Here is a 26,431-nt window from a genome sequence, read left to right on the forward strand (position 1 = left end):
GCATTCTTCTGACCTCCGGTGGATCATCATGCGGCTCGATGCTGCCTCTAGAGATCGTGATGCACACTTCGTTAGCCGCATAGCCGCGAGCGCACTGGATTCCTTCTCCAAGCTCGAATCCCGCATTTCCGACCTCGTCTCCCCAGAACTATGGAACGTTCGACATCTGATGAGAGACGAGGCAGCATACATCCAAGGGGAAAATCGATGGATGCGTAAGCCAAAGATCGGGATCGGCTTCTGGATTGACGACTTTCCCGCACGGCGCGGCAATATCGAACTTTACGGATACCTGCTCGAAGAGTCCTCGGCCGACATCAGGCTCCACCAGAGAGTTAAACTTCTTCGTGTCGACGATTACTCGAGTCTCGTCGATGCCGCTGCACGTAGGAAAGACCATGTGGATGTGGACAAAGCGATCGAAGTAATCGATGCCATCTCTGATCTTTGCCACTACATAATCAAGCGGGTCGAGACTTCCTGCGATGTCGAGCTGGGAGATCGGCCCTTCTTCGAGCCTGATCCAACCGGTACACACGTTTTCAGTTGGTCTCTCCAGTCCAGGAAAGAAGCGTTGGAGGCAGCGCATGAGGCGAAGGCGTCCGAGGAAAGAGCCAAGGAAGAAGAACGGCAAAAGAGGCTCCGGGCCGTTCAAGCTCGTGATGCGGAAAAGGCAGCTGTTGAAAGAGCGGAACGGCTACAGTTTGTCGATGGGTTCGCGGAGGTCTATGGAATGCCCCCAGGGGACTTCGTCTCGTATTCGGAAAGCTTCATATCCGCACGCATTCCTACCCCGTGTATCGCGCAGGTTCTGGCTGATCAATTCGGTTTAAAAGAGGCGGTCATGGAGGTAGGTTTCATGAAACTGCTGGGCATGGCCCGCATTTCGCTCTCCGAGACAGGAACCGCCTACCGGGTGGACATCGGCGCGTCAGAACGGTCAGAGATGCTGATTGCCTCCTTCGGAACGGACAGAGGGTTTCAGAACCGAAAGCACGTTCCGGTGTTCAAGGAACATGCGGCAGCCTCGATTGAACGCAAGCCTGCAGTCTGACGGCCCCGTCGGTGGCCGATAACTCTCATTACCGGCCACTGAGTAGTGGATCGGCTATTCGAAACGCGGTAAGCAGACGGTCGAGACCCTGAAGGAGCAGCACTTGTCTTATCCGTTGGACGCATACCGAAGAAATGTCCCTGGCATATCTCATGAACTGGAATGGTTGCTGACAGGTCCAGTTCGAAAGGCGGCCATCGATTTTTTGAAGAAGAAAGGGGAAGCCTCCCTTTTTAAAATGACGTCAGCCGAGCAGGATGAGGCGCTCAAATTTCTAAAAAAGACACAGCTACAAAGAGAGAAGGCAATCTCAAAACTCGCTCCGTTGCCAGCAGCCTTGCTGGTAGCAAGGGCTCGCTTTCTCGGCCTGATGGGGACTAAAGCTCTCGAATTTGCGGAAGATTTCCAGTACCTACCTGGCAAGGGTTACCGCGATGCAGCTGACTATTGCTCCCGTGCGGCCTTGCGGGCGAATTTTGTCCCTACCGCTAGCGAGGTCATCCCCGGCTGGGACCCAGAAGACGCTGAAGATTATGGTTTTGATGATTACCAAGCCTACTGACGGCAGTCATTAGCTTTTCGCCACGGCCTGACCATGCCATTTTGTCTTTCGCAATGTCGGCTTCCAGTTGCGTGCCGTAGGCCTCATGCGACTGATAACGTCCTTCGCTTCTGCAGGATTGATTTCCAGCAGAGTAACTAACGTGGCAGCCTGCTCGCGCCGCCGTTTGATGACCTGTGACGGATCGCACTGTTCATCTGGGCCTTCGAGTTCCTCGTCAAACCTTGACGTGAGGCACACCTCGATTGCGAAGTATGGACCGATGAAACCGAAAAGCGCGGCCGCCGTGAACGATGCCTCCATCCTGCTCAGCTTGTACTTGCGGCGGAGAATATCACGAACGGCCCTGAACCTTTCGACGCTCTCCGGCTTTACCGGCATTGGCAGTACCATGCCCTGCAGAAGTTTTACTAAATTTCCCTTGAACCGGTCATCGTCCATATTGCCGCCTCCATCGAATGACGGGAGGCTACAGCAGGTTGCCTATCAAGCAAAAACCTAAATAGTAGGGGGTATGTTTGGATACCGTAACGGAGTCGAACCCGTGACTGGTGTCAATGCCGTGGCGCGTCGACCACCTGAAGCTTGTGCCCAAGGGATTTCAAAGTTCGCGAGAAATAGCCGTATTCCGTCGAGTACACAACGTTCGACCCCAGCTCGCGGAGAATTTCGCGGGCGATATCCTCATCGTCGTATTCCACGCCGTCAAAGCAATGCGCAATTGGAGCCAGGTTGAGCCTTGGGACACCGTCGAATAGAACTCGGGCTCCGTCAGCTGCCGAGAGCCCACAGTCCTCGCAGTCGTGCCAGTCTGTCGTTCTCTCGATGCGTATCGTCGTCATCCTGCTCACGTCCTTATTGATCGGCATTCTGATGGTTCGGCCGGATCGCAGACGTGTCAAGGTTGGCCTCACGGGGGGACGTCTGGGCGGCACTCGACATCCGACAATGCCACCGTGAGCGCCCAGGAGCTTTCCGTCGCCTCACCCATGGCCGATAACTCGTGTTATCGGCCAGAGTCAACGCAAGAAGCTGGGTCCTTGTGATCTTTCGACTACTGCGCGACGACCGAGTTCCGGCTTCAGGATGCGTCCGACCTCGTTCCCTATTTCAGCTTGCATGCGTGAGACGAAGTCGGCGTCGATAACCAGCTTATTGCCATTGGTGGCGGCATCTGTAAGGCGGTCAAGAACCTTAGCCTTGGCCAGCGCTAGAATGAGGGCGTCGTGTTCCTTCAGAATGTCTTCTGCGTAGTCGACCATGTCTCCTGCGGTCTTCTCGTCTATCTCGTAGCCGAACTTGATTTCGGCGAGCGACGTTTCCAGTTCGGTGCTCAAGATCGTCTCCACTTATCCGTTGAGGTGATGATCGGAGGTTAAATTCCCGACTTGCGTTCTACAAGGCCTTGCCTTCGCGTCCTCGCCAATTGAAACGGAGTGCCATATCGCCTAGTTTGCCGCAATGGATGTCTCGACCCAAAAAGACGATGGCGGCAGCGTACGCCGCAAGCCCGTACCTCGGGACTTTTCCTTGCATGCACTGCTAAGGTTCGTCGAGCGCTCATCCCGTGTTCCGGTGGACATGCACTATCTCGCCATGGTCCGGCGGCGGTACCAAGAGGGTGTCACCGAGGAGCCGAGCGATCTTGATGTGATAGAGAGCATAGAACGAGGAAGCAGTCTCGAGCGGTACCGCGCCAGACTTCGGCGGCTTCTCGCCGGTTCGCGAGTGATCCACAAAGACACCACTTCTACGTACCGTGCGCTGGGGCGTAGGTTGATTGCCGTGATGAACCAAGAGGACCGCAAGGCTATCACCATTTTGACCCCCGAATTGTCGCTGAAGAGTATTCCCAGCGAAATACTCGAGTCGGAGGGTATCTTCGACGAAGAGCCGTACCAGACGCTGCTTCCAGAGGAAATCGAGCGGAGTAGCGGTTTCCTCTTCACTGTCGAACGTCGACGCGCGGACCGGGCTAGAGCCTCGCGTCTCCTTCGGACTATAAGTGCAATAGAGCCATCGATGGAGGTCTTGTGGGGTCGTGGCACCCTCAAACTGATCGTAACCGTTCACTCTAGGGACTCGCTCAAGGCACTCCGTAAAAACGACGCGCTGACTGTGACGCCCTACGTTGCTGAATTTTCGGAAATACAAACCCAACTCAAAGAGGAACGGGCACGCTTTCCTGACCTCGACTGGCCGACATTGTTGCGTAGGCACAATGGATCAGATCAACGCGGAGAAAGTGCAGAGACCAAAACGCATAATGCGAGCGCTTCAAAACGCTTCCTGGCAGTCATCAGGCAACGGTTCACCTCGCTTGGATCGCTTCTCTCACTGTTGAAAGGATTGTAGCGTCTCGCACTATTTTAGGTCCATCGCAGAAGCCGCCGTCCCGATTGCATCGAGCTACCGAACGGAGTTTATTGCGCGACCGGGCTATGGTTCGGTAGGTTTCTTGTACAACAACTGGACCAAGTCGGATGGGTAGCAGGAATTTTCAAAGAGAACCGCTAGTCGCATCGGAAATGGCTGATGCCACTCTCCGGAAGAATGTGTTTCGCGCGATTGGCCTAGAGCTGTCTCAGGAGATTAAGCAAGGATACAACGCCGACACCCCTGGGTCGATAGCTCGAATGATGGAGAAAGCTTTCCGGGCGGGCCTTGAGCTTGGGGCTGATCCAAGCTTTTCGCCTACCCAACGTGACCAACATCGTCCCATGACGGATTTAGATGTTCCGCCACTACCACGTAGACAGATGCAGTATATCCGCTGGGCAATGGGCGATAGTTATGATGAGACGCCGATAGTCACAGGCGATCCTAAGCCCGAAACGCTAGTACTCATAATGAGACCTGGAAATTCGTATGTCAGAGACGAGTGGCTTTGTGTCGACTGCTATGCCCCAAATGGACTGAGCAATAAGGTGGTAAATCCTCTGATCAAACTCGGCTTGTATGCAAAGGCGCTCGACATTGGGAACGGCTGGAAGGTTACGTTCCTGACTGAATGGGGGTTCGAGCTTCTGGTGACTGGAAAGACTAAAGGACTGGATGGTCGTATTGACGGTTCGTCATCGACCTTCGAACGTTATGCGAAACTTCTAGGCAACGATCTAAATGCCCTGTTTCGAAGAGCAGGTCGCAACCTCAATATTTTCTCCAAACCAGAAAATACAGACCAATCCTAAACCTGTTGCACGGCATAAGCGATAACTACTCTATCGACCACCGACAGTCACGACAGCCATTGGCCAGAATCGTGGTGTCCGAGCGCAGGCATCAACGTGTTTCGATCCCAGCTCTCCGAGCGATACCCGCCAATATATCGCCTAGCGCGTTCTGCTCTTGCCGGCCCTCTATCACCGTCTGCATCGAGCAGTCGAAACATTCGTTCGACGTCCTGTTGGCTCATCTCGTCGTCGGGAAATTCGCGGTGCCGTTCAACGGCAGTGCGCAGCGCCAGCCAATCGTTGATCCACCCTTGGTCAGTCAACCCGACTTGGTTTGCATGCGCCATTACCGCGCTTTCCATCGCTCGCGCCGCATAGTTTGAAGCTCCGTTGAACCGGATGGCATCAACGTCGTGGATTTCAATTCTGGAAACCCGCCAGCTTACATCGATGCCCGGGCCAACGTCCTTGAGAAGTCTGCCGATCTCGTTAAGGGCGTAGAACCGATGGTGAAGGTGCCGATCAACATCCCACTTGTTCCTTAGTCCACGGGCTTCGTTATAGCCATATGCTCCGTGAACGACTGTTACCCAGGCTTTCGCCGCTCCTTCGTTGACGTTCAGTCGCAGTTGTATCGACGGTACCCTCTTCCAAACCGTGCCGTCAATGAAAGCCAGGGAGTTCGCGATATCCTGTACAATTGCCCGGTGGGCGTCGGCGTTCTCATTAAGGATTCTGTCATTCGCTTCGTAGGTTGGTTTCTTCGGCTGCCGACCGAAAGGACTGATACCGAGGAACTGGTACACATCGCATCCCCTGATGCAGTCGCCGATCGCAGAGAAACTGTTGCAGGCAGTTTCGTAATTGTAGATCGCTTTGTAACACCAAAGTTCGTCGTGCATCACGTCAAGGGTCTTGGCGATGACTTCGGCGGGGATGTCGTCTTCCATATCCTCCCCAGCGGGCACATATAGCCCGCCATTCCAAGATACGGCTTTAGAGTGGGCGAACTTGGTCCGGTTCAATGGTCCGTCGTCTGGAAACAAGTGGTTCGACCATTCGGCAACTACGCGAACGTCGCCTCTCGATAGCTCGGGTACATCTGCCGCCACCTCGCCATGGAGATACCCTTCGTGGACTGTCTTCCGGCCATTCTTGATGAAGGAGGCCTCGTAGCAGTATGGAAGGCGAACTCTAGGCATGGATATCCCCGCGCATCTCTCTCATGTTAATTCAAGACTCCAATACAAATCGCAGGGCGCGATGTCAACGCAGCATCGACATCGACAATACCGTTTTACGCAGGTCGTATGCGATGCTATACGACGTAAGCGAACAAGGGGATTATCTATGTCCGATGCTACGGCCGTGCAATTCAAAGCTCTTCGGAACCGTGCCGGCCTGACGCTCGAGGCGCTGGCGACAGCGATGGGCTATCGCGGCGCATCAAGCATCCAGCGCTTCGCTCAGGCGAAGCCCAATTCCCCTCCCTATCTCGACGTGGAGTTCGTCCGGAGGCTCGAGAGTGCAATCGTCGGCCTCGGGACGCCACCGATCACTGCCGAAGACGTCTACGCCCTCGCCTCCCCTGAATGGCGCGCTGCTCGGGCTGCATCGCTCGGCGACTATAGCGGCATAGACAGCTTACAGGATGAGCGTCGGGTTCCCGACGTCCGGGTGACGGATGCAGGCACGCTCGTGGAAGGCGACACATGGATGTTGCCTCAACGGGTGTCAGAGGCGATTACGGCCAGCGGCGCGGTTCCATTTGTCATCGCCGTTCATTGCGGCAATGAGACGTTCTTCGTTGATCGCAGCGTCGCGCTCGTTTCCGATCCTGGGACGTACGCCATCGTTGACACTTCACGGCCTCACGGATTTCGGTTGGAGAGCTACGATGCCACGAGGATCAGCTCCGAACGTCGGCAAACGGTCCTGATGTCAGGCGTTCTAGGTAAGGTTCTGGCCACGTTTGCCTTGACGTGAAAATCTGTCGGTCAAAACCGAAGATCGGCCGTTTAGAGCTAAAGTCGGCACCTATGACGTCCCGAGTGACGTCATAGGTGCCGACACTATCCTCGGATTTGACGATCAACCAAAAACGGTTCTCAATCCCCTCGCCAATGAGGCCAGTAGAGGCCTTGGCTCAGCGAAGGACGGGGACTATGGAACCTCATTCCTCATTGTCGGCATCAGACTAGGCCTCCATTTGTCGAACACATACCGACGAAATGCGGAACCGGATGTTCAAGTCCGTCCAAGCCGTCAACTGATAGGTAGCAGGTGAACGTCGACGACCGATGTCTCCGACGTTCACCTGCTACCTTGTTCGGAAATTACGCTTCTTGTGATCCCTGCGCGGGTGACGATTACTTGGCAAAAAGGCTCGAGCGCCCTTCCTGTTGCCGATGGGGGTTCTCGGACCGAGTGTCTTTCGCCAGTTTTGCGAACCACTGATCGACCTCTGGGCTGCTAACTCGCTCGTTTACGGCGACTTCGCGCCACTGGCGATTGTCCGCCACCCAGCCCCATCGGTGAGGGGTATGCCAGCTTTCCATGTCAGGCGGATACTCCCGGGAAACGTGCGCCGCCCGAACATCCTTAGCCCACCACTCGATCATCGATTGGACGAAGTCTGGTCGGTAATCAGGCATCCATTCGTGATGGAGACCATTGACGAAGTTGGCGTCCAGCCAATCCTTCCAGTTGCCAGGGAATTCGCGCTTGGCCATTTCCATCACGCGGTGATGCGCGGAGACAGCGCTGCCTGCGGCCAGCTGCATCATCACCAGCTTGCTTTCGGCTTCCCTCTGAATAGCCACCAACGACCCTGCCTCCCGTATCTCACCGCGATATACGGCGCAGGGGGTATCCACCTCCAGTGGACGGAGATCGCTGGACATGTGGAACATTGTCGTGTTCCCCCGTCGTTTCGCCAAGGAAATCAATCGTGGAGTGGTACTCTTGCCGCTGCCGAAGCACCCGGACATGACAAACAGACCGGCGGACGGCAGTTTGTCGGCGTACCTCAAAATCCTGTCGGCGCGGACGTAGGTGACTGGCAGGACGGCCTTGGCGTTCCTGTCGCGCCAGCTGACGAGGTCCCACCCCATGTAGATCGCCACCGTCTCGATCCATTCGACGGCTGCCTGCCTGCTGCGCCAAGAGTTCGTATCGATGTTTCCAAAGGCTCCGTCAGCTACGCCAGCTCCAACTCGATCATAGACATCATTCAGCGCTTGGCGAATGACCAACGCATCGCTCGATCCAGCGTCGAGTTCCAACAGTCGATCAAGCAGCAGGTCGGCATACCGCAAGCTTGGGAAGCCCGCATTGGTGGCGGGCGTCCTGAGATATCCCTCGGGCGTGAAGCCCATCCTGAATGTCAATGCCTCTGCCAAAGGTCCATCAATGCCGGCTATCCCGGCCAAAGCTTTCGACACTTGTTCGAAGGCCGCTGGCGGCCAGCCGACGGCGGCATGGGCAGGGTTCTGACGTCCCGTAACGAGGACGAGCTCGGCCCAATCGGCATACCCCAAGCCCATCGCTATTGTACGTTGGACTTCACCGAGCGCGATTTCGGGACAACCGATGAAAGGGTGTCCGATATACTTCTTGAGAAACTTCGCCTTGCGCTTGAGCGCGTCGATGTCGTGAATTTGGAAACGCATGTTGCCTCTTGCCCGCATGCCTTCTCGCGCAGAACCGGTCATCCTCGGAACGCACTGGCACGGGGTCTTGGCAGACTACGTTTATCAGGTGGCGTTCAGTTTGTGTCGATGCACATGAGCTTGGGAATGGATGACCCCGTTGCGGTCGATCCCGCATGACTCAATGTCGCCGGACAATTGAAATGTAGTCAAGCGTTGCGTGACCCGGCAAATCCGATTTCCGAACGATATCAACCGAAAGGCGTATGGATTGCGTGATGGATCGCCGCCCGCTTGCGCTGTATAGCTAGCCTCGGTCGATCATGCATCCTTGGGGAAGACTGATGGACGTAAAGAGAAACACCAGCTTGGCCCACCACACGATTGGATCGGTCTTCGACCTGATCAAGCCGTATACCCCAACGCTCGCCCTCGTTGGAGGCGTTGTTGCGATCCTGGCAGTCGGCCTCGGGACGTCAAGCGCGGTTTCGTCCGTCTCCAGCCGTCTCGACCGTCAGGACGTCGTTCAGGCGGTGATCGACAGCGGCCTCGTCGATGCAGGCATCTCCGGAGCCTGAGCTTCCGTTACTGCGCCGCTGTCGTTGCGCCGGCCCTTGGTTCACCTACCCTTGGACGACAAGGATAGGTGACGATGACAGACAATTCCATTGATGAGCGCCCCCTCAGCGAACGTGTAGACTCGTGGCTTCACGGGATAGCTGGCGACGATGAGGTTTTCCGGCTCCTGCGTCTATGCTTCGGAAGGGTCATCCTAAAGCGGAAGATCGAGGATTTCACCAACCTGGTCAGCGACGTGACTGCTTGTAGTCGTTGGCTTAGGCGGTCAATCAAGATGAACATCGACTGGCTCGGGAAGGTCGATGATCTCGGCCGCCCCAAAAAGCTCATGAAGTTCTCGGATATAGAAGGGATTGTAAGGGAAGTCCGTAAAGCCTACCGAATGGAGGCGCAGTTTTTTGCGCAAGCGGCCGCCTCTTGGGATGATGAGGAATGGTTCGCTGACCTCGATGGCGGGTTCCACCTCATACGATTGAGAACTCCCGAGGCCCTTCTCCGCGAAGGCGGCGTACTCCAGAACTGCCTCGGCGACGGCGGATACGACCAATCTCTTGCAGATGGGGAGCATCAGTACGTGGTTTTGCGAGACGATAGAAATCGCTCTCACGCCATCGCGCAAATTAGGACCAAGGACAATCTGGTTTGCGATTTTTTGGGCAAGCAGAACGCCGTCCCCAAGCACAAATACCTGATGCCGTTTGTAAGGTTCATTACGGAGCGCCAGTGGCCTGTCATCAATCAATGGAACCGTGGTGTTGTTATCGATGACTGTGGACAGGTCCACCGAACGCAGCCCGTACCTGAAAAACTTTGCCTTCGCGGCGACCTCTGGATTGCTGGATGCAAGGATGTCGTGCTTCCCTTGGCGCTGACGGTCTCAGGCCATCTCAAAATCTACAATGCCAACATTGCGCGTCCCAGTGAGACGATGAACGTTTGGGCGCTTCACGTTGAAAATAGCTCTGGGACATGTTTGGCGGATCATATAGTGGCTTTCGAGTGGCTCGAACTCAAGCCAGACGCGGAATTCCCCTCCATTGCCACAACACTCGTGGTTGGGGGAACGATGGCTATCCAAAACAACCCCCATGTTGAGGAGATGCCCTACTACCTGCGCGTTTCAGACAATCTTCAAGCTTGGAATACCAGATTTCCGAAATTCGGAGACGATACACAGATCAAAGGCCTCATCAACGTCAACAGGAACCCAGAGCTAAAGCCGTTCTTGCTCGATGCCGACAGGAATGTTGTCGTTCCCGGGGACATCGTTGAGATCACAGGCGTCTTGAACGGCGTGAACCAACGCTATCATCCCACTCTCAAAGGCCAGATTGGAGTTGTGACCGCTTGCACGGGAGAGGATGGAGGCGTGATCATGTACGATGCGGAATCCCGTCCACGTGATCTCCACCTTCTAGGAAGCAAATTGCGTAAGCTGCCGCAAACGCCAAACATACCTTGGCGCAGTGGAACCGTTATATCGGAAGCTGACACGATCTATTTTGATCCCTTCACTGAGAGGCCTGTCCCCGTGGAAGACGACTTCTTCAGGAATGGCGGAACCGAAAGGGGAATTCTCGACCTACAGCCCCTCCCCGAATTCATGATCGAACCCCGTGGCCGATAAGTAGCATTACCGGCCATAGCGGCTTTGAACGCCTGCGATCCCTACGGTGCCGCTGTGGACACTTAGTCTAGCTTTGCCTGCAATTCTCGAGCCTTGGCCTCGTAGTAGATAGCCGTCTCGAGTAGGTTCTTGAACTTGTGCATGTTGGGTTCCAAGGTGCCGTTCTGGAGCTGCATCATCATGTTCTGGAGGACCAACGGCGCAAGGCAACGCCCGCCTCCAACCGGGTTCTCCTCGTGGAACCACCACTGGTCCCCGCGGAAAGCGCCAAGCGCCGCGATCATTTTCGTGACGTCTTCTTCTCGCACGTTCTCCGGAAGCTGGATTGACAACGGTATTCCCACAGAATGCATCCCCTGATCTCGGTGTTCCATCCAGAGGATGACGTAGATCACCAGTACATGCCAGCTCGAAAGGCTCCACGAACGACTTGACGATGTCACGTCCAGCGTCGATCGAGCGTCGTCAGCTGCCCGTGCAGGCGTAGTAGGTGGTCCTGTCGTTTTGCGATGGAACGCCCTTGGTCGGAACTGCGCTCTTCGAGGCGAAGCAATAGAAGTCTCGCGTGATCTGTTCATTCGAGCCGCCGGACATGCCTTGCATCTCGTAGGAGTAAGCGCCGCCATTGGGGAGATTCCGCGACTTGCATTCAAACCCGTTGATCGATGTCGGCGATCCCATGTTGGCGCTCTGGCAGCTGATCTTCTTTACGCTCGATAGCCCCACAAGAGAGCTTTCGAAAGCTGGTGCCCACGCAGCCGGTGGAGGCGGACAGGGCACCTCGTAGGTTTCCTTGTGCGCCGCGACAAAGATGCATCCATGGGTGAAGTCCGCCGATTTGCTATCGGTTTTGCTGCACACCCATCCCGCCGCTACATCCCTCGTGCCGTAGCAAATGCCTGCCGCCTGCGACGCTGTCGGGGCACCGAGAACAATCAGTCCGCCAATTATGAATTTTGCCAAGCCTGTCAAAGTCGTTTTCCCAGTAAACTATGCCGTATACTTGGCTACTGGACGTTGTCATACAACATGGTTTCACTATCTCATGTAAGCTTCTGAATTCGCGTGGTAAATTTGATAACGCAGAATTCTGCCGGCAATTTGTCACAATTGCGGTGTTCCGGAACTGTACTTGTCGGCCACCAATCTATCGGAGCGTTTGGTGTCGAGTTGACGCTGCGCTGGCTCCCAAATCGTTGTCTTTAATTATGTTGACCATGTCGCGAAATTGAAGGTCAAATAAACTGACACCATCTCGGAGTTTCCATGTCAGTTTCACTTTCAAAGTATGATGATGCCCCCTTCTCTCTTGCAGCATGGATTTTCTGCATAGCCCTCGTGCTGGCTTTCGTCGTTGTCTTCTTCTCAATGACGGCACAAAAGAAAGACTTCGGCGAGTTTACCGATACGATCACCTTCGCAGAAAAGATCGCGACCCTTCCTCAGTGCCAGATTGCGTTCAAGGACTATTCCCGCAGTGGAACATGCACCGACAACATTCACGGTATCCGCGTGATGAAAAGCGATCGTGGCCTCGATTTTCTTGACGTCAGCGGAGAGTGGGAAGTTATCGCGAGCGTCGACAACTACTCGGTCGACGGCCGTCTGGAACGGAGAGTTTGGGAATCCACGCCGGGTACGTTCGAACGGATCGAGAAAGCGTTCGGGAACGCTGTTCGATAGTCGACTGCCAGGCGTGTGCAATATGGGCCGCCCGCATTCTCGGCGCTGGTTTGTCCCTGGCATTAAAGCGGTCAGAATGGAGGGAGTTCTAAGGACCCCTTCATGACGACCAACATCGACCGCAAAGAAACCTTTCTCGGCCACTCCCTCACGAAGCTTAAGACACTGCTGTTGGCATGGGAGAAAGGTAATCGCCACCCGGGGAGTCTGGGTCGCCTTTCGAACGTGTCCCTTTCATCCGGCGCGGTTACAGCGGTCATATCGGACGCCTATGATCGGGGGCTGTTCGAAACGAGCCCGCCATTTGGCTTCCCGCAGGACGTGGCAAGCGGGCATCGCTTCCTCGAAACCAAGCTCAGCGATGCGGGACTGGCTGTCGCTTCGGCCTCCGCACGCAAACGATCCTCCAAGGATGCGGCCGGTAGGGTACTCAACGATCTGATCGAGCGCGCTGACGCGCTGAACCGTGATCCCAAGGGCGTGCAAAGGGTCGAGAAAATCTGGGTTTTCGGAAGCTTCATCGATCCTGCGAAATCCGACGTCGGTGACCTCGACATCGTTGTCGAAACGTCGATGCGAGCAAAGCTTTTCGGTGCCGGTATCGATCGGATCAACCATCACATTGAAAAGCACTATCCCGGCGTTGTCCCGGAGAGCATCGACTGGTTCCGGAAGGAACGGCATTGGCTTGGCAAAATGCTGTACGGACCCCGCCGTCATGCGTTGATTGCCGAGAGCTCGTTGCACATTTTGAAAGACCTCAATTGCCCCTGCCGTTTGGCGTTCGATGCTTCTCGAGGAGGCATCGTTCCGCCTATCGACTATCCTCATCATCCTCAATCGACCGGTCGCGGTGACAATATCAGAGATCGGCTTGTCATGCCGCAGCTCGGCGAACCGGTCACGGACTTTCGCGTTACCGATGCGTCTGTCTTCCACGAAGTCTTGCGGACATCCTTTCGTCCCATCACCAGCAAAGACGGGCTTTCGCTCGCCGTCTCTCGATTGACGGGCGACCGTGTTTTGGATGGTAGAAACGGCTTCGCGGTAGATATCCAGGTGGAAGGCGACACCAAGGCCGTCCTTTACGTCTCGCGATCTCTCGAAATGACGTCAGAGGATCAATGGAACTACCGTTTGAACGTTGAATCAATCTATCAGTCCAGGGACTGCCACCTTCACGATAGAGACTTCGCGCGCGCCTGCGGAATGATCGGAGACCTCTTCAATGCCGATGTGGCTCGCTTGGCCAACCATCGAGAGCGGACAGGGGTATACCCGGAGATTTTCGCCGACATCGAACTGTGTCAACGCACAGGCCGCATGGCTGGATTCGTTGAGGAGATGCGCGACCACTTCGTCTCCCTTTGCGGGGATGCCTACCGCCCTGCCCTTCTGCCTGAGAAACAGAGATATGGGATCGAATACGGGTTCCAGCAGTTTGAGTTGGGATATGGCTACACTGCGCCCCATGTCTTCGACAACGAAGACTGGGGAGAAGTCGACACGGTAGACAAGGACGACTATCTGAAGTGGCTGTCGACCGCCTCCCCAACTCAGTATAGAGAAACCATCGTAGAGCTTGCAGCCGGCTCAAGCTCTACAGCCCTTGCCTCGTAAGGACACATGATTTTGAGCTTCAATACTCGCGACCCTGGCGCTGACACCCGGATTACGGAAACTCCGGAATTCGTATCCATCTTCATGTCGCGCTTGAAATCTGGCATTGGACGTGACGCCCAGTTCGTGTCTGACGATGGCCGCTCCCTCAAAATCGAGATCGTAGACGCGAAACGGGAAGCGTTACGCATTGAGATCGTCACCATCATAGGGCATGCGAGAAGCGAGTGGTGGACGTTCGACAAGTTTGAACGCTTCTTGAGTAGTGGGTTCATTGCCCTGCGCGATGGCGAGACACATAAGAAGTGGTTGGATAACTCCCGCCCCAAGCCATACTCTGCGGAAGAGATCGCCATGATCAACAGCGGCTATGACAAATATGGGTTTTCGTGGCCTCTGATGCCGATCCCCACCAAACACGTCAGTTGGGACGCTCTGGTCGAAATCCCTGAAGATACCGTTCAGGAATGGGTTTTGCGTTTTCGTGCCGAAGCCGAAGACCGAACAGTCCACCTTTGGAGCCGTGAGTTGAATGACGGCACCGATGTCTATCTCACGACGACCGGGCACTGCCCCGAGTCGAGCTTTGGATTTCCCGATATCCACGCTCTGGTCATGAAAATGAGGTACGAGACGCTACAGTTCAGGCCCGCATCCCCGAAAGCTCTCGATCACGGTCCCCGTCCGTAATCGTTGGATGATGTACAGGATTTGTAAGAGCCTAGATCGTTCCCCAGTTCGACGGGCCTGTCGTTCCAGCGAAACCTGGCTCTCTCGATCAATCCCTGGATTTGGGTCTTTCGCAGAAGATGCGCGATGGCGGGTTCACCCGACCGCCTGATCAGATGATGCGATAATTCGCCGAGCACAACATCGACAGCGTCAAGCGTTGATCGCGATCCCGGCTTCAGCATTCGCTTGAGGGAAGATTGGAAGAACAGCAAATCACTTTCCTTCAGCAACCAGTCGATGGAAGCTGCGGCAACTCTTGCAGCCCTATCGAGCTGGAGGGAGGCATGGTCCACGGTAAACGCTTCCGGCATCAGGACGTCACACGGCCCATTGATCGGAATGCTCGGGTCCTCCACCGCTTCCAAGAAGGAGACGAAACTGTACCGAGGGTCCCAGTACGGATGGCAGTCACCGGTTTTTCCTAAAGGTCCCTTGTCTGTCCCGAAGGGCGACGGCAGCTTCGATGGTATGTTGTTCTTGGCCCGGCAACACGACGCGTCGTCGTAAAGGGCATACCCGTCCTTGATTGCAAGCATCGGCTCGTCGACTGGCAACCACAGGCGTCCGTCCACCACGATCAGGGATGACACATATGCAGCCGCCGCATCTGCCCATTTCGGCAGCAATTCGTCAGTATGCTTGACCGGGTCGAACGGCTTGGTGAGCGCCCATAGTTCGTCTGGGACAGCCGACAAGTTGCGTGACTTCCTTTCCTGGCTTAACCGGGCTTCCTTGTGCATTCGCCACAACTGCTTCTTCCACCCCGCACCGTCGTCTCCCGGGCCTATGGCGGCCGCTGACATGCGCTCATCAATCAGGTGATCGCAAATCGCCCGGCCCATTTCGCCTTCAAGGCCGCAACTTCCAGCCTCGAAGGTGGTTGCGCTCGACCGCCTGTAGAACCTGCCGCCGAAGAACCGCAGCTCCGTCTCAGGTTGGCCGCTGTTTATCGTGGCCATAGCAGCGACCGGTACTTCGTCGGACGACATTTCCTGGACTTCTGACCGACCGAACATCGGTACGATCTGCCTCCATGCTGCGGCCGCGGAGCGCCTTTTTGTGGTGACTAGCGCTGGGTATCGGTAATCGATGATCAAAATTCTGGTCCTGTGTTTGTGCGAACGCTTGCCAAGGCGGAGGAATTCCGCAGACGCCTAAATTGCTGTCCGATATCCGATGCGGTCTGCCATGCTCTTTGCGATATCGCTCATTGGGTTCCTCGCTCGCCGTTCGGTGGTCAGCTTCACGTGCCGTATCGCATTCGACAAGTTCGAGCGCCGACCTCGCGCCGGCCGAGTCTGCGCCTGACAATGGTCCCATAACAGGGATCGCCACATGCTCATCAAAGTCCAGTTTCTGAACCATTACGAAGGCAAGACCAAGAACCAGCCTCGAAACATGGAGCGGATGGCATGGGCCGATACCGAGGTGGACATCGACTGCATTCCAGCTGGCGAACTCGAGCTTGTGTTCCTCGAAGGCCGGGGCGACCGGGAGACCCTGGATTTCGACAGGGCGTACGCATTCGACGGCAAGTACTGGGCGGTGGCAGAGGCGGCCAACAACACCCACTTCCATAGCATGAGACACACCTACCTGCCGTCAGAACGTTGCAAGCCAGTTGCAAACGGGCTGACCAATTTCGGACAGGAAGGGCAGCGTAGTTTTTCGTGGCGGGCCTTTGAATACAAGCTGATGCCCCGGCAGCCGAAGAAGGGGTTTCGCGTCGCTGAGCCGTTCAACTTTCGCAACTACCGCCCTTTCGGTCGGTCGACGTGGGACGACATCGAAACCATCGAGCCTCGCGCGAATGCCTACTATCGCGACAACCTCCTCATAGCAGGCGACACCGTCTACTGCCGCATCGAACCACCCTGCCTCGCCGAACCACTGATGTTTGAATTCATGAACGATCGACACGAGCAGCGTATTTTCACGCCCTATGGCGGTTTTGGCGATCCTATAGTGGATTTCGAGACAACCTATGCAGCTGCCTGTGCGGTGGATAGTCCGGGAGAACTGCGCCATGCCCGGAAGGAGCGTCCGCCGTTTTTCAACCCGATCGAAGACCATCAGCACGATCCCGTCAGGCGTGGTGTCCGAGCGCTTTTCCTGCGCGTCTTTGGCCTTAGACCATGGCTCGCGCCCGCCGCGAAGAACCCGAAGGCGGCCGCGGCTGTAGACGCTCTTTACACTCTCTGGCAAAAGAGCATGCCTTATCTCAGTGACGAGGCCCTTGACGAGGCCGCCGAGATCATGATGGGGGTCGCAAAAGACGACGCGATGCGGGCGCTACTCGAGAAATGGCTTGATCGCCCGGTCTGCCTTTAAGCGCGTCATGTGGTGGTCGTTTGAATTGCTGAAACAGCAGACCGGAATATACGTCCTGCCGTAGCTTGCGTTTGCAATATGCGCCCATCCGACCCAAAGTGAAATATTGGTTGGAGCGCTGTGATGATCTACATGGGATCGGGCGGTTCGTGGTCACCCGACTGTCCGCTGATCGACGTCATGATCGGCCAGCGCCTGCAGGCTCGTGGGTTTGCGGGCACCCGCGACGAGAGAATCTGCCTTTACGGATCGACCATTAAAGAACAGGCGCTCGAATACGCCCGTAACGGCGACGAGGCTCACCTCAAGGTTCTCGAACTCCAGCAAGGCTGCGTCGTTTCCTGGGTTCCGTCGATGCGTGACATGCTTCTGCATTTCGGAAACCACCTGTCCGAGCTGCATTGGAACGGAACCACGCAATATCAAGGCGTCAATTTCGGGGCGCTGGTGCGGGATATCGCGGGCGATATCGACATCGCCGAGACCTATCTGCGTTTCGGCCGCCAGAAGAGGGCGATAGGGGCGATGATCGACAGCTTTCTGGAGCCGCTGGTCATCATGGAGCACGTCGTCGACGACACGACCGATCTCGATGCCGTTCTCGGCGGTCACGTCGGGGAGGTATGGGTGACTGGACCATGCGTGGTCCATGACTTCGAAGCAGCGGCCCACGAGGCTCCCCACCCTGCGCCGGAGCGAGCTGGGATGCGCCTCTAAAGCATGTGTCCTCTGTCCCGGGACCGAGGACACATGATATCTCGGAGCCTTTTATTATTCTCACCGCGGAGATCACCGCATCGCCTCTCGTTTAATTAAAGACTCCAGTGTTGACAATGTTTTCTGAATGACATATCTCTCTCCTCGAACGAAGAAGGAGACTGCCATGAGCGACGCACAGACCAAGGCTATGATCCGCCAGGATTACATCGACCGTCAGGCCGGCCGTGAAGCTCGTCGGCTGGAGACGCGCGCGGCCGAGACGGCAGCGGCCATCGCTTCCACCGAGGTAGAGACCCGCATGACCGTCGAAGACGGCCTTGCATTCCTGCGCGCGGGCGGCGAGCGCGAACAGGCGTAGGAACTCCGCCGTTCTACCTTGCGTAATAGGCCGGTAACATTGCATTCCGAAAGGAAATGCGATGTCCGGCCTTAAATTTATCACGATGACCCAGTTGTTCTGGGATACCCTCGAGCAGCATCGGGGGCATCGGCGCTATGCAGACATGAGGGCGAGGATTGCCTTCTCCGTCGAGCGCAAAATCGACGACCCCACGTATCGCAGCAATTCCGAATATCCGTTCTACGGAAAGAACCTCGAGGGCATTTGGCACGCCAAGCTTTCGGTGAACCCGGATGTCGTGATGTTCTACACCATCAGCAGCGAGACCATGAACCTCGCGATGATCGGCTCCCATCACGATTATCCCCATCAGGGGAAGAACGGCCAAAAGGCATTGCCTTTGGCCAAGAAAATATGGACTTCGCTCGACCGCGGCCATGTCCCTTCGCCTGGATGGGACCGGATCAAATGGAATGTTCCAGCGGACATCACCTGGAGCTTCGAACTCGAAGAGACGACCCTCGATCATCTGGAAGAAATCGAGGAAGAACTCAAGCTCGAGATGCAGGACGCCCCTATATTTGAGCGTGTCCACGGCCAGAAGCTCGACGATGCCGACATCGATGTGTTCACCGAGTGGCTGGCTGAAACAGATCGCGCCCTCGAAGTGATCGACAGGGCGCAGGAACGGGTACGTGCGATCAACCGCGGCAAGGAAGCCACGGGCAAGCCGATCAAGGCATTCGCCCCGAAATTCGGCGGCTAACCACACCTCATCGGGGGAAGCGGCGAATGCGTAACATGGCATCCTCCTCGCAGCTGGTGGCTTGCGGGATGGCGCTGTCTAGTCGAGGGATATTTTACAGGCTTCCCCGATGAGCAAAACCAGTTTCGACAGCGACACCGTCCTCCCTATGCTCGATGCGTTCCAAGGGCATTCCAACCCACTCGTCTCCCACGGTCTTAACAGGCTTCTGGCCTGGCTCGATGGCCCTGATGGCAGATGGTCAGGGGATGATCGCTTGCGGGTCACCTGGCAAACCGACGTCTGTACCCTCGAGCATTGCGGACATGCTTGGCGGCTTTCGCTGGAACCCTTGCCGAAAGGAAAACGTACCGTAAAGCTGGCTCGGGTCGGTGAAGACGGCGGAGCGATTTCTTTGGCCAGCGGCAAGGAACACCCCAGCAAAGGCCTTACTTGGGGACTTTTCGAGATTGGGGACGACGACGAAGCTGACGTGACATTCGAAAATTCGATCGACGGCGAAGTCGCCGTAGGCGCGTTCGAAGAGTTCTGCGACTTCATGGACGTGGTCAGGCCCTCCATCCCGCAGCCGATACTTGACGTCACGGCCGGCACCGTGTGGGTGACGAAGGCCGACGAGTTTGCCGATTTCAGAGAACTGGTTCTCCATGACGGTGGGCTTCCGGGGCGACTTTGCAAGGTTGTCGACTATACGAAGCAAGTGTTGGGCGCTCGTGATGGATTGTTGTCGGTTATCGACCGATATGAGACCCTCGCACAGGGACTTTCCGAGCGTGGGGCGATTTGGGGAGACAATATCCTGCAGTACAACGACGGTGAGAACCGTTGCTGCACCATTGCCATGGGAGATGGCTCCGTCGCCCTTTACAGTGAGCACATCGGGGGAGGCTTCGCCCAGCGCGGCTATATCGCTGTGTTCGACCTGGATTCCAGAGGTAAGGTAGCATCGGTGTCTGGCTATCTTCTGGATGATCAAGAAGACGATGAGGTTATAGTTGCGGCTGTCGTCGATCGAACCGCCGTTCCCGCTTTTCGCTTCGATGTCGCCAGCCAGAAGGTCGAACTCGCGGAGGGCCGCAAGGGGCATTATGCGATTCGTTTAATGTTCCTTCAGTTCGCCTACGACGAGGAGTACGCCTTCGAAGACGGTGAGCTAAAGCCTTCGAAACGGCCTAAGTCCACCCGAAGTCCTACCCCGTGAAGGCTGGCCGTCACGGCTCCGAATGCTGGTGAGATGATCGAGTCCATGTCGCCCTGTCACCGCGGGCGGGATAATCACCGCCCGGTCTCCTCGACGGTAGTCTGGTTCGATGGCCGATAACCCACATTATCGTCCACAGCTGGAAGCGCTTGTACTCCAAGTGGAGGATGTTCCCGCTGGTCATTCGACGTATGGTCGGCGTCGTCAACTGGAGAGGGTCTATGATTCGGGTGTTTCTTTCGTTTGCAACGGTGGCAATCGGACTTGCGGGTGTTGGAGGGGCGTCAGCTGCGGACTGCGACTTCTCGAAACCCGTCGGCAGTTGCAAGGGAACGATCACGCTCAACAGCGCCAAGGGATCAAAGCCAAACTATTCCGCCGAATTCACCGTCCGCAGCTCTGCTCCATCCTGCTCGAAGGTAGAGTATTACATCGACAACACACCGCACCAGACCGTTTTCAAGTCAGAAAGTTCTGATCGCGACTCCACGTTCGGAACGTCTCCGATTACCAAACGCAGTTTCCAGGTCGAGAAGTGCACAGCATACCTTGATCGTGACCAGGTCAATGGCGGAACGAAATTGGACAGGTCATCGGCGGCAGGTCCGTCGTTCTTCCAAGGACGGTGGTCTGGCAGGGTCTCCATGCTAGTGTTCTCCAGTAGCCTCGAGCTGACCATCTCGGTCAATGGAAACCGGGCGAGTGGGCGGAGTGTTGGGGACAAGGATTCGATCCAGTTCACCGACGGCTCTATCAGCGGAGGTCGGCTCACCTATTCTTTCCCCGAGCCAGCAAGCGGCAAGACAGTGAACGTGACGCTTACGAAGATTTCTGACAACACGATCCGGTACAGCGGTGGATTTTCAGGGGTCCTGACCAGACAGTAGTCTTCCGACCCCTACTCCGTTTGCTCCATTCATTCCCAGCATGCATCTTTTGGGCAAAGGGGAATGGCATGGATATCGATTTCGAACTACCGGTGGTTTTCAACGCGATCCCGCATGGCCGCAAGACAAAGGCAACCATGGTCGGCACGGTCCCCGTCAGCGTGGACCTAGCCGAGTGCGGCCGCGGTGAACTGGACCCCGTCGCGACCGTTCGGTTCGACGGTCAACTCGATCGGCCGACGTCATACTTCCATCGCGGCGGAGACCTTTTCGTTCCCCATTGCAGACTGGAAGACCTTCCGCGGACGTTCGTCCCGTACGAAAAGAACACCAGCTACCTGTTTCACAAGGCCGACCGAAGCATACGCCTGACCGTTGATAACGCACGCATGGATGGCCGACGGAGTTACGTCTACCCGAAAGCGTTGGCCGAGGCACGGACGTGGACCAAACCGCTTGATTTGCGGCCGTTGACGGATATCAAGTTCACCGAACCGTATCAGGACGGTATCGACAGCCAAATAAGCCGTCACAGAGAGCGTTGCGCTCGTCTTCTCCTTTCTGAAGGCTTGGTCTACCTCCGGGTATCCGAGCCTGTGATCGCCGTCGACCTTGATCTCAAGAACGGGGTTTCCGATGCCTGGATACGCCCACTGTGGCGTTCATCGCATGGCATCACCACCGCGAAGACCGATCCCATCCCCCCGCACGCGGTTTTTCGGCTGGATGACGAGGATGGTCTCTTGTCGTTTTTGGCAGCGGCAGGCGTTCCGGATTCACGCCCGGAGAACTGGAATACCGTATCCGTGGCTCTTCACGACGCATCACGTCTGGCTGTCGATAGCAGCGAAATGAGCGTTTACTCGGCCGGCGCTCGCATCGTGAAAAAGGCACAGGACTGGCTTGGAGAGCATCAGGTGATCGATGACCTCTTCCGCATCGTCGAGCGGTCAAACGATACGGAATACCCGAGCCAGCTCGGTGACCTTCTGCTTGACGCGCTCGCCATCCATCGAGATGGCATCAGGGTCTTCAGCAACGAGTACGATGTCCTCGGGACCAGGCTTGTGACCGAGATGTGGGACGATCGATCTGTTTCGTTGGCACTGCCGTCGTTCAAGTGACGCATTCCCGTCTGACATGGTCTCTCAGCTCAGCCGACGGCGCTTGTCGGAGGTAGGCGGACCGCTTCCCGCATCTTCGCGAGCATCTTGCGGCATCGGCTTCGGAACGTGATTGGTCCAGCCTCGATAAGCTGCCGCCAGTGTCCCACCCGTTCACGGAGCACTTCGATCACGGCCGCGACCTCGGCATCGGGCGGCGCACGAGGTTCGGCCACCTGCCGCTTGCGTGCGTTGAACTCGACAAGTGCCTGACGCACCTCCGGCGGCAGACGCCTGAAGACATGGTCCTGCATGTCGCGCGGGATCGGGTAGTAGGCCTCGGCGATCCCGCCTGCCACGGCCGCGATCGTATCCGCATCGCCGCCCATCGATATCGAAAGTCGCATGACATCCTCGAAGTCGTTGCCTTCCAGGACTGATCGGATGGCGACAGGTGCTGTTTCTGACGCGAGGAGCCGGAAACCGAAGTCAGGTCGGATGTGATCCAGCGGGGTAGTCAGGTCATAACCGATGGCCTCCTCTATGACCTCGCGAACCCGGTCCTTCGGCCATCCCTCGATCGCGAGCCACGCTGCCGCGGTGGCGGCGCAGACGGCATCGACGGAATCAGGATGTCGGTGAGATGTCATGGCGCTTGCGGCCGCCCACTCCAGTGTTTGCCCGAGACTGTCGGCAAGCCATGGGATCGAGGCGATCCGCGACACCGACCCGTTGCCTGCCGAATTGTTGCTCGGCTCATCTGACCAAATCCAGGCTTCGAACATGGGCCCGTAAGGGACCTGAAAGCGCTTTCCCCAACGGCGTAGCGACGCCGCAAAATCGAATGTGCCGTCAATAATGCTACTCGCGACAGCCAGCGTGCAGACGGTATCGTCCGTGAACCTCGAATTGTCGGCGAGAAGGATGAAATCCTTGAACGTGACGGTGTTTACCTCGTATGGCGCTCCAAGGACGTCTCCGCAAATTGCTCCAAACATGCTGTACACTCGCTGACAATGCATCAGGATCACACAGGGCTTCGGCCATCGCCAAATGCCGGCCGGTTGACAGCGTGACTGTATTTGCTAAGAAATTTCGCGGTCTCTAACTCTGGTTGATCTCCAGGATGCCTGCCGTGAGGACTTCGAGTCTTCTGTCAACATGTTAGGTTGCATGCTTCCACCAAAAAAGGTCCATTTTTGCGTGTGTTCCGTGCAAGCGCTTCCGGTAGCGTTCGCTCACTTGAAATGGGAGCTGCCGCGTATGGCAACGAGAGACAGAACAGCGGACCTGCACCTCCGGAAAGCGTCCAACGCCTTGGTGGAGGCGGACATGCTCTACGGCTCAGGATTTTTCGATGGGGCAATCAGCCGTTCGAGCGCGTGTTGCATTCATGTCGTCAAGGCTGCGATCACCCTCCAAGGTCGCCCTAGCGATCCAACCGACCTGCTCGACTGCGTTTCAGCGTGGGTCGAGGACGGCCGTCTACCGAGAGGTCTGGAGCTTTTCTACAAGGCCGCCGTTCTTCTCCGTGACGAAGCCGACGAGGGAGCTTTCCCTGCCCAGCAAGACCGCGCCGAGAAAGCCCTCGACGCAGCACAGCGGTTTTCGGAGATGGTCAGGGAGGCAATCGGAGCGACTGTTTCCCCCTCTTCCGTCAATGTCATAAAGCCGTGGATAGCTGGGTGAACTGACCCTCGACTTCAGGCGACGAGCCCGCGGAGTGGTGCCGATTTTTCCGGTCCGGTTCTCTGTGCCTACATCCGTCGAGTTGTGGTTTTCGACCATTTGGGAGACAGTCTTCATATCCAACGGAGCGATCCGATGACCAAGCGCAGCTTCTCCCTCGCCGACTTCACACCATCACAGGCAGACCGCTTTCGCGGCTACCGTTACGGCTTGATCGGCGTGTGGGACCCGGCCTATCCCCGCTGGATGCCGAACTACAAGGACGCCTACCTCGTCTACGCAGCGGACGGCGACCAGAAGGCGGGCCGCTACCTCGATGCCGACGGCAACGAGCATTGGCTTCCGCGCGCCATTTTCGACAAGATGCATCGCGCGGGCCTGCTCGAGGAAACGGAAGCGCGAACGGACGTGCCTGGAAAGCCGCTGACTTATAGCGGCTGGGGATTGGACTTCCTCATCACCGGCCATACCAACCTCACCCGTGACCCACCGATTGAGGTCATGCAATATCTTCAAATGATCAGGGACCGCGCCGACGAGGAATTCCACGATGGCGATGCTCATCCCTTCATCCTGCGCGAACGGAATTCCACACTACTCGTTGACGAACTCGACGCTTCTACGGGAGCTGACAGGATCGGAATGCTCGTAACCCCCGAAGCAACGCTTGCCGTGGCTTACGACAAGTATGGGCTGCGCATCACGGACGTCCTTGTCGAGCATGACTTTCGCGGTCGCTTTGGAAGCTGGCTGGAGGATTTCGTCTTCAACCCTGCTTCCCGGCGGCCGATCTCCGTCGAAGACTTGGAGCCAGGCATCAGGCTGGCCGACCTCTTCAACGTCCCGCGGGAGCGTATCCATCAGGACGAAGCGATCCTCGACGACATCATGCAACGCCGGACATGCATCTTCAATCCACGCCGGGGTGTCATTCCGCAGGTTCCGGCAGACGTCGTCGTTTATCGTCCTCCCGGCCCCTCGCACTAAGCCAGAGACGGAAGGCGGCACCACCAATATCGGGTGGCCGCCAGAAGTGCGATCTCGGCCTCGTCAGCAATAAATCGATCCGCCCTGCAACATTGGAAACGCCACGATCACAGAGTTCAACGTTCAGACACCCCATTTCCTTTGACGGAACATGGAGCAGATCGACACCCTTTGATGGAAACGTCATTGAGGGACATGCAATATGAACGCAAGCATTCCGAAGCCTTCCATCAACATCGCGCTTCCTATCGGTTGGATCGCGCCCGCAGCCATTTCGGTTGGCGTTGGCCTTGTCATCTCTCCGGCTTTCACCTTCGGAGCCTTCATGAAAGGCAGGAGGGGCACTGCCGTCGCCGGCATCCTCGCGCTCCTGTGGGCATTCGTACAGTGGCGCATGCTTTGGGCCGACTACTGGTGGGACAAGAATACCGGATGGCTATTCAGTGCCGCCGACGGGCGCGTCAATGACTTCGCCAGCGCCGCCGCTTTCGCCGGTCCCATCGTCCAAACGGCCTGCTGCCTGGTTGCCGGGCGCATCGCCCGCTGGCTCTACGATCATCACAAATCCTCGTTTGCTTCTCTGGCGATCGCGTGCTGCGCCTTCGGGTTGGTCCTATACGGTCAGGGAGCCGCATTGTCTGCCCGTGCGGAATACGCATATGCCCGCGGCGGAGAATACGGCCGCCTCGACGTCGCGGCCGAGAACAGCAAGGTCATCAACGCCGTAATCAGGGACATCGCGCAGACAGATCGGGAGAAGCTTCTGTTGGGATACTCGCAAAATCTCACCGCAAGACGAGGACTTGGGGACGGCACCGTTTCCATCAAGAGGTTCGACGAATACACTGTGGAACTTTCGGATAAATGTGCTGGACAAGAAGATGTGGCCATCTGCGACATCCAGACGCTGAGGGATATCCGGACTTCGCAGAAGTACCCGCACTTCGATCAATGAACCGTGCTTGCCATCGATCAACCATCGTCATAGCGAAGCAAGCACTGGCGGCCCCTCGCCCGCTTGCGCGTTGTGGCCGACGGCTCCATGGCCCACAATCTCCTCACTATCGGGAGACCAACATGAGCTTCGTCACATTCGCTTCGTTCGCAGCCGCCGCCTATTTGACGGCCCGCCCGTTTTACAAAATCAGGCGTCTCAAGATTGATGTGGAGGATGACCTTCGCGACTATTTCTGGGGTGTCGTCGAGTTCAAGCAACCGCTTCTCGACATCATGCTGGTTCTTCAGGAGAACGGCCTTTTCGACGATGCCCGGCGCGAACGTCTTTATACGGTGTATCGGTCGTTGATTTCGATGGAGAGCTGGGACGATATCGCGCGCGCCGATCGTCTCGTGGTTGAAGCGTTCGACGAGATGGTCGGCCTTTTGAAGGCCTCCGACTTGAAGAGCCAGACTGATCGCTTCAAAAAAGCCCAGGAGCGTTTCAACACGAACGACGAGAAGATGATCGAAACCCGCAGGTTGCTGCATCGGGACATCCCACGCCTCAACGGATCGTTCGTCCACAAATCCAAGTTTCTAACGAAACTCCTTCGGATACCGACCTATCCTATGACGGAACCCGTTCAGTGGTATGAGCACCGGGAGCCTGCGGAGCCGCGCCTTCACTTCATCTATTCGCAGCTCGTCAGAACCGTTCCGCCTTTGCCTTGTGCCATGCCGTATCTTGTGGGCAACTGAGACATCGCGGATGCCTGATGGGGAACCAC

At 56.6% G+C, this 26,431-nt stretch carries 30 protein-coding genes; 21 read left to right on the forward strand and 9 right to left on the reverse strand.

Going from position 1 to position 26,431, the window contains the following annotated elements:
- Nucleotides 1-211 precede the first annotated feature (211 nt).
- Nucleotides 212-1,054 carry a hypothetical protein gene (locus tag FHT76_RS04345; RefSeq protein ID WP_259184511.1) on the forward strand — a complete coding sequence of 281 codons (843 nt, stop codon included), beginning with the start codon at nucleotides 212-214 and terminating at the stop codon, nucleotides 1,052-1,054.
- Between the two features lie 103 nt (nucleotides 1,055-1,157).
- Nucleotides 1,158-1,616, forward strand: coding sequence for a hypothetical protein (locus tag FHT76_RS04350; protein WP_259184512.1), 459 nt, complete (start codon nucleotides 1,158-1,160; stop codon nucleotides 1,614-1,616).
- Between the two features lie 9 nt (nucleotides 1,617-1,625).
- Here FHT76_RS04350 and FHT76_RS04355 read toward each other — a convergent pair whose 3' ends face one another.
- The 3 genes from FHT76_RS04355 to FHT76_RS04365 form a co-directional block, all read right to left on the reverse strand.
- Nucleotides 1,626-2,057 (reverse strand): hypothetical protein, encoded by a 432-nt coding sequence (locus tag FHT76_RS04355; protein ID WP_259184513.1) that lies wholly within the window; start codon nucleotides 2,055-2,057, stop codon nucleotides 1,626-1,628.
- A 113-nt stretch (nucleotides 2,058-2,170) separates the two neighbouring features.
- Nucleotides 2,171-2,458: a hypothetical protein gene (locus tag FHT76_RS04360; RefSeq protein WP_259184514.1), complete on the reverse strand. Its 288-nt coding sequence runs from the start codon at nucleotides 2,456-2,458 to the stop codon at nucleotides 2,171-2,173.
- A 177-nt stretch (nucleotides 2,459-2,635) separates the two neighbouring features.
- The gene (locus FHT76_RS04365) at nucleotides 2,636-2,953 is read right to left on the reverse strand and encodes a hypothetical protein (RefSeq protein WP_259184515.1); all 318 of its coding nucleotides are present in this window, start codon (nucleotides 2,951-2,953) and stop codon (nucleotides 2,636-2,638) included.
- A 193-nt stretch (nucleotides 2,954-3,146) separates the two neighbouring features.
- Here FHT76_RS04365 and FHT76_RS04370 point away from each other — a divergent pair, with 193 nt between their 5' ends.
- Both FHT76_RS04370 and FHT76_RS04375 read left to right on the forward strand, forming a co-directional pair.
- Complete coding sequence (locus FHT76_RS04370; RefSeq protein ID WP_259184516.1) at nucleotides 3,147-3,971, forward strand: hypothetical protein; 825 nt, start codon at nucleotides 3,147-3,149, stop codon at nucleotides 3,969-3,971.
- Between the two features lie 281 nt (nucleotides 3,972-4,252).
- A complete protein-coding gene (locus FHT76_RS04375; protein ID WP_259184517.1) occupies nucleotides 4,253-4,807 on the forward strand; it encodes a hypothetical protein in 555 nt (184 codons plus the stop codon).
- 47 nt (nucleotides 4,808-4,854) lie between these two features.
- On the opposite strand, the gene FHT76_RS04380 is transcribed toward FHT76_RS04375, so the two are convergent.
- Nucleotides 4,855-5,991 carry a hypothetical protein gene (locus FHT76_RS04380; RefSeq protein WP_259184518.1) on the reverse strand — a complete coding sequence of 379 codons (1,137 nt, stop codon included), beginning with the start codon at nucleotides 5,989-5,991 and terminating at the stop codon, nucleotides 4,855-4,857.
- Nucleotides 5,992-6,139: 148 nt separating this feature from the next.
- Between FHT76_RS04380 and FHT76_RS04385 the strand changes: the two genes are divergently transcribed.
- Entirely contained in the window at nucleotides 6,140-6,775 is a 636-nt protein-coding gene (locus tag FHT76_RS04385; RefSeq protein ID WP_259184519.1) for a helix-turn-helix transcriptional regulator, read from the forward strand.
- Between the two features lie 383 nt (nucleotides 6,776-7,158).
- Here FHT76_RS04385 and FHT76_RS04390 read toward each other — a convergent pair whose 3' ends face one another.
- Nucleotides 7,159-8,460 carry a hypothetical protein gene (locus tag FHT76_RS04390; protein ID WP_259184520.1) on the reverse strand — a complete coding sequence of 434 codons (1,302 nt, stop codon included), beginning with the start codon at nucleotides 8,458-8,460 and terminating at the stop codon, nucleotides 7,159-7,161.
- 323 nt (nucleotides 8,461-8,783) lie between these two features.
- Between FHT76_RS04390 and FHT76_RS04395 the strand changes: the two genes are divergently transcribed.
- Entirely contained in the window at nucleotides 8,784-9,017 is a 234-nt protein-coding gene (locus FHT76_RS04395) for a hypothetical protein (RefSeq protein ID WP_259184521.1), read from the forward strand.
- Between the two features lie 74 nt (nucleotides 9,018-9,091).
- Nucleotides 9,092-10,645, forward strand: coding sequence for a hypothetical protein (locus FHT76_RS04400; RefSeq protein ID WP_259184522.1), 1,554 nt, complete (start codon nucleotides 9,092-9,094; stop codon nucleotides 10,643-10,645).
- Nucleotides 10,646-10,707: 62 nt separating this feature from the next.
- On the opposite strand, the gene FHT76_RS04405 is transcribed toward FHT76_RS04400, so the two are convergent.
- The gene (locus FHT76_RS04405; protein WP_259184523.1) at nucleotides 10,708-10,977 is read right to left on the reverse strand and encodes a hypothetical protein; all 270 of its coding nucleotides are present in this window, start codon (nucleotides 10,975-10,977) and stop codon (nucleotides 10,708-10,710) included.
- Nucleotides 10,978-11,110: 133 nt separating this feature from the next.
- Nucleotides 11,111-11,608, reverse strand: a complete 498-nt coding sequence (locus tag FHT76_RS04410) for a hypothetical protein (RefSeq protein ID WP_259184525.1) — start codon at nucleotides 11,606-11,608, stop codon at nucleotides 11,111-11,113.
- Nucleotides 11,609-11,911: 303 nt separating this feature from the next.
- Between FHT76_RS04410 and FHT76_RS04415 the strand changes: the two genes are divergently transcribed.
- From FHT76_RS04415 to FHT76_RS04425, 3 genes are all read left to right on the forward strand, one after another.
- Nucleotides 11,912-12,328, forward strand: a complete 417-nt coding sequence (locus tag FHT76_RS04415) for a hypothetical protein (RefSeq protein ID WP_259184526.1) — start codon at nucleotides 11,912-11,914, stop codon at nucleotides 12,326-12,328.
- 102 nt (nucleotides 12,329-12,430) lie between these two features.
- Entirely contained in the window at nucleotides 12,431-13,948 is a 1,518-nt protein-coding gene (locus FHT76_RS04420) for a hypothetical protein (RefSeq protein ID WP_259184527.1), read from the forward strand.
- A 12-nt stretch (nucleotides 13,949-13,960) separates the two neighbouring features.
- Nucleotides 13,961-14,638, forward strand: coding sequence for a hypothetical protein (locus FHT76_RS04425; RefSeq protein WP_259184528.1), 678 nt, complete (start codon nucleotides 13,961-13,963; stop codon nucleotides 14,636-14,638).
- Here FHT76_RS04425 and FHT76_RS04430 read toward each other — a convergent pair.
- Nucleotides 14,620-15,669: a hypothetical protein gene (locus tag FHT76_RS04430; protein WP_259184529.1), complete on the reverse strand. Its 1,050-nt coding sequence runs from the start codon at nucleotides 15,667-15,669 to the stop codon at nucleotides 14,620-14,622. The genes FHT76_RS04425 and FHT76_RS04430 overlap by 19 nt on opposite strands.
- A gap of 346 nt (nucleotides 15,670-16,015) precedes the next feature.
- On the opposite strand from FHT76_RS04430, the gene FHT76_RS04435 reads away from it, so the two are divergent.
- From FHT76_RS04435 to FHT76_RS04465, 7 genes are all read left to right on the forward strand, one after another.
- Nucleotides 16,016-17,011, forward strand: coding sequence for a hypothetical protein (locus FHT76_RS04435; protein ID WP_259184530.1), 996 nt, complete (start codon nucleotides 16,016-16,018; stop codon nucleotides 17,009-17,011).
- 123 nt (nucleotides 17,012-17,134) lie between these two features.
- Nucleotides 17,135-17,728, forward strand: a complete 594-nt coding sequence (locus FHT76_RS04440) for a hypothetical protein (RefSeq protein WP_259184531.1) — start codon at nucleotides 17,135-17,137, stop codon at nucleotides 17,726-17,728.
- A gap of 166 nt (nucleotides 17,729-17,894) precedes the next feature.
- Nucleotides 17,895-18,089: a hypothetical protein gene (locus tag FHT76_RS04445; protein WP_259184532.1), complete on the forward strand. Its 195-nt coding sequence runs from the start codon at nucleotides 17,895-17,897 to the stop codon at nucleotides 18,087-18,089.
- Nucleotides 18,090-18,150: 61 nt separating this feature from the next.
- Nucleotides 18,151-18,837, forward strand: a complete 687-nt coding sequence (locus FHT76_RS04450; protein WP_259184533.1) for a hypothetical protein — start codon at nucleotides 18,151-18,153, stop codon at nucleotides 18,835-18,837.
- A gap of 109 nt (nucleotides 18,838-18,946) precedes the next feature.
- Complete coding sequence (locus tag FHT76_RS04455; RefSeq protein WP_259184534.1) at nucleotides 18,947-20,038, forward strand: hypothetical protein; 1,092 nt, start codon at nucleotides 18,947-18,949, stop codon at nucleotides 20,036-20,038.
- A gap of 221 nt (nucleotides 20,039-20,259) precedes the next feature.
- Nucleotides 20,260-20,925 (forward strand): hypothetical protein, encoded by a 666-nt coding sequence (locus tag FHT76_RS04460; RefSeq protein ID WP_259184535.1) that lies wholly within the window; start codon nucleotides 20,260-20,262, stop codon nucleotides 20,923-20,925.
- 68 nt (nucleotides 20,926-20,993) lie between these two features.
- Nucleotides 20,994-22,049, forward strand: coding sequence for a hypothetical protein (locus tag FHT76_RS04465; protein WP_259184537.1), 1,056 nt, complete (start codon nucleotides 20,994-20,996; stop codon nucleotides 22,047-22,049).
- Nucleotides 22,050-22,078: 29 nt separating this feature from the next.
- Here FHT76_RS04465 and FHT76_RS04470 read toward each other — a convergent pair whose 3' ends face one another.
- Nucleotides 22,079-23,026, reverse strand: a complete 948-nt coding sequence (locus tag FHT76_RS04470) for an ADP-ribosylglycohydrolase family protein (protein WP_259184539.1) — start codon at nucleotides 23,024-23,026, stop codon at nucleotides 22,079-22,081.
- A gap of 265 nt (nucleotides 23,027-23,291) precedes the next feature.
- On the opposite strand from FHT76_RS04470, the gene FHT76_RS04475 reads away from it, so the two are divergent.
- From FHT76_RS04475 to FHT76_RS04490, 4 genes are all read left to right on the forward strand, one after another.
- The gene (locus FHT76_RS04475) at nucleotides 23,292-23,717 is read left to right on the forward strand and encodes a HEPN domain-containing protein (protein ID WP_259184541.1); all 426 of its coding nucleotides are present in this window, start codon (nucleotides 23,292-23,294) and stop codon (nucleotides 23,715-23,717) included.
- A gap of 135 nt (nucleotides 23,718-23,852) precedes the next feature.
- Nucleotides 23,853-24,704, forward strand: a complete 852-nt coding sequence (locus FHT76_RS04480; RefSeq protein WP_259184542.1) for a hypothetical protein — start codon at nucleotides 23,853-23,855, stop codon at nucleotides 24,702-24,704.
- 202 nt (nucleotides 24,705-24,906) lie between these two features.
- Nucleotides 24,907-25,659 carry a hypothetical protein gene (locus FHT76_RS04485; protein ID WP_259184543.1) on the forward strand — a complete coding sequence of 251 codons (753 nt, stop codon included), beginning with the start codon at nucleotides 24,907-24,909 and terminating at the stop codon, nucleotides 25,657-25,659.
- Between the two features lie 122 nt (nucleotides 25,660-25,781).
- Nucleotides 25,782-26,402, forward strand: coding sequence for a hypothetical protein (locus FHT76_RS04490; protein WP_259184544.1), 621 nt, complete (start codon nucleotides 25,782-25,784; stop codon nucleotides 26,400-26,402).
- Nucleotides 26,403-26,431 lie beyond the last annotated feature (29 nt).

The organism is Rhizobium sp. BK176 (genome assembly GCF_024808055.1).

Excerpts from the sequence above, each read along its gene's own strand:
- FHT76_RS04445 (WP_259184532.1), top strand. The coding sequence starts at position 17,895 with ATGAGCGACGCACAGACCAAGGCTATGATCCGCCAGGATTACATCGAC.
- FHT76_RS04490 (WP_259184544.1), top strand. The coding sequence starts at position 25,782 with ATGAGCTTCGTCACATTCGCTTCGTTCGCAGCCGCCGCCTATTTGACG.
- FHT76_RS04440 (WP_259184531.1), top strand. The coding sequence starts at position 17,135 with ATGATCTACATGGGATCGGGCGGTTCGTGGTCACCCGACTGTCCGCTG.
- FHT76_RS04435 (WP_259184530.1), top strand. The coding sequence starts at position 16,016 with ATGCTCATCAAAGTCCAGTTTCTGAACCATTACGAAGGCAAGACCAAG.
- FHT76_RS04345 (WP_259184511.1), top strand. The coding sequence starts at position 212 with ATGCGTAAGCCAAAGATCGGGATCGGCTTCTGGATTGACGACTTTCCC.
- FHT76_RS04460 (WP_259184535.1), top strand. The coding sequence starts at position 20,260 with ATGATTCGGGTGTTTCTTTCGTTTGCAACGGTGGCAATCGGACTTGCG.
- FHT76_RS04380 (WP_259184518.1), bottom strand. The coding sequence starts at position 5,991 with ATGCCTAGAGTTCGCCTTCCATACTGCTACGAGGCCTCCTTCATCAAG.
- FHT76_RS04485 (WP_259184543.1), top strand. The coding sequence starts at position 24,907 with ATGAACGCAAGCATTCCGAAGCCTTCCATCAACATCGCGCTTCCTATC.
- FHT76_RS04475 (WP_259184541.1), top strand. The coding sequence starts at position 23,292 with ATGGCAACGAGAGACAGAACAGCGGACCTGCACCTCCGGAAAGCGTCC.
- FHT76_RS04415 (WP_259184526.1), top strand. The coding sequence starts at position 11,912 with ATGTCAGTTTCACTTTCAAAGTATGATGATGCCCCCTTCTCTCTTGCA.
- FHT76_RS04400 (WP_259184522.1), top strand. The coding sequence starts at position 9,092 with ATGACAGACAATTCCATTGATGAGCGCCCCCTCAGCGAACGTGTAGAC.
- FHT76_RS04360 (WP_259184514.1), bottom strand. The coding sequence starts at position 2,458 with ATGACGACGATACGCATCGAGAGAACGACAGACTGGCACGACTGCGAG.
- FHT76_RS04430 (WP_259184529.1), bottom strand. The coding sequence starts at position 15,669 with ATGTCGTCCGACGAAGTACCGGTCGCTGCTATGGCCACGATAAACAGC.
- FHT76_RS04375 (WP_259184517.1), top strand. The coding sequence starts at position 4,253 with ATGATGGAGAAAGCTTTCCGGGCGGGCCTTGAGCTTGGGGCTGATCCA.
- FHT76_RS04385 (WP_259184519.1), top strand. The coding sequence starts at position 6,140 with ATGTCCGATGCTACGGCCGTGCAATTCAAAGCTCTTCGGAACCGTGCC.
- FHT76_RS04390 (WP_259184520.1), bottom strand. The coding sequence starts at position 8,460 with ATGCGTTTCCAAATTCACGACATCGACGCGCTCAAGCGCAAGGCGAAG.
- FHT76_RS04465 (WP_259184537.1), top strand. The coding sequence starts at position 20,994 with ATGGATATCGATTTCGAACTACCGGTGGTTTTCAACGCGATCCCGCAT.
- FHT76_RS04420 (WP_259184527.1), top strand. The coding sequence starts at position 12,431 with ATGACGACCAACATCGACCGCAAAGAAACCTTTCTCGGCCACTCCCTC.
- FHT76_RS04395 (WP_259184521.1), top strand. The coding sequence starts at position 8,784 with ATGGACGTAAAGAGAAACACCAGCTTGGCCCACCACACGATTGGATCG.
- FHT76_RS04480 (WP_259184542.1), top strand. The coding sequence starts at position 23,853 with ATGACCAAGCGCAGCTTCTCCCTCGCCGACTTCACACCATCACAGGCA.
- FHT76_RS04355 (WP_259184513.1), bottom strand. The coding sequence starts at position 2,057 with ATGGACGATGACCGGTTCAAGGGAAATTTAGTAAAACTTCTGCAGGGC.
- FHT76_RS04450 (WP_259184533.1), top strand. The coding sequence starts at position 18,151 with ATGTCCGGCCTTAAATTTATCACGATGACCCAGTTGTTCTGGGATACC.
- FHT76_RS04470 (WP_259184539.1), bottom strand. The coding sequence starts at position 23,026 with ATGTTTGGAGCAATTTGCGGAGACGTCCTTGGAGCGCCATACGAGGTA.
- FHT76_RS04455 (WP_259184534.1), top strand. The coding sequence starts at position 18,947 with ATGAGCAAAACCAGTTTCGACAGCGACACCGTCCTCCCTATGCTCGAT.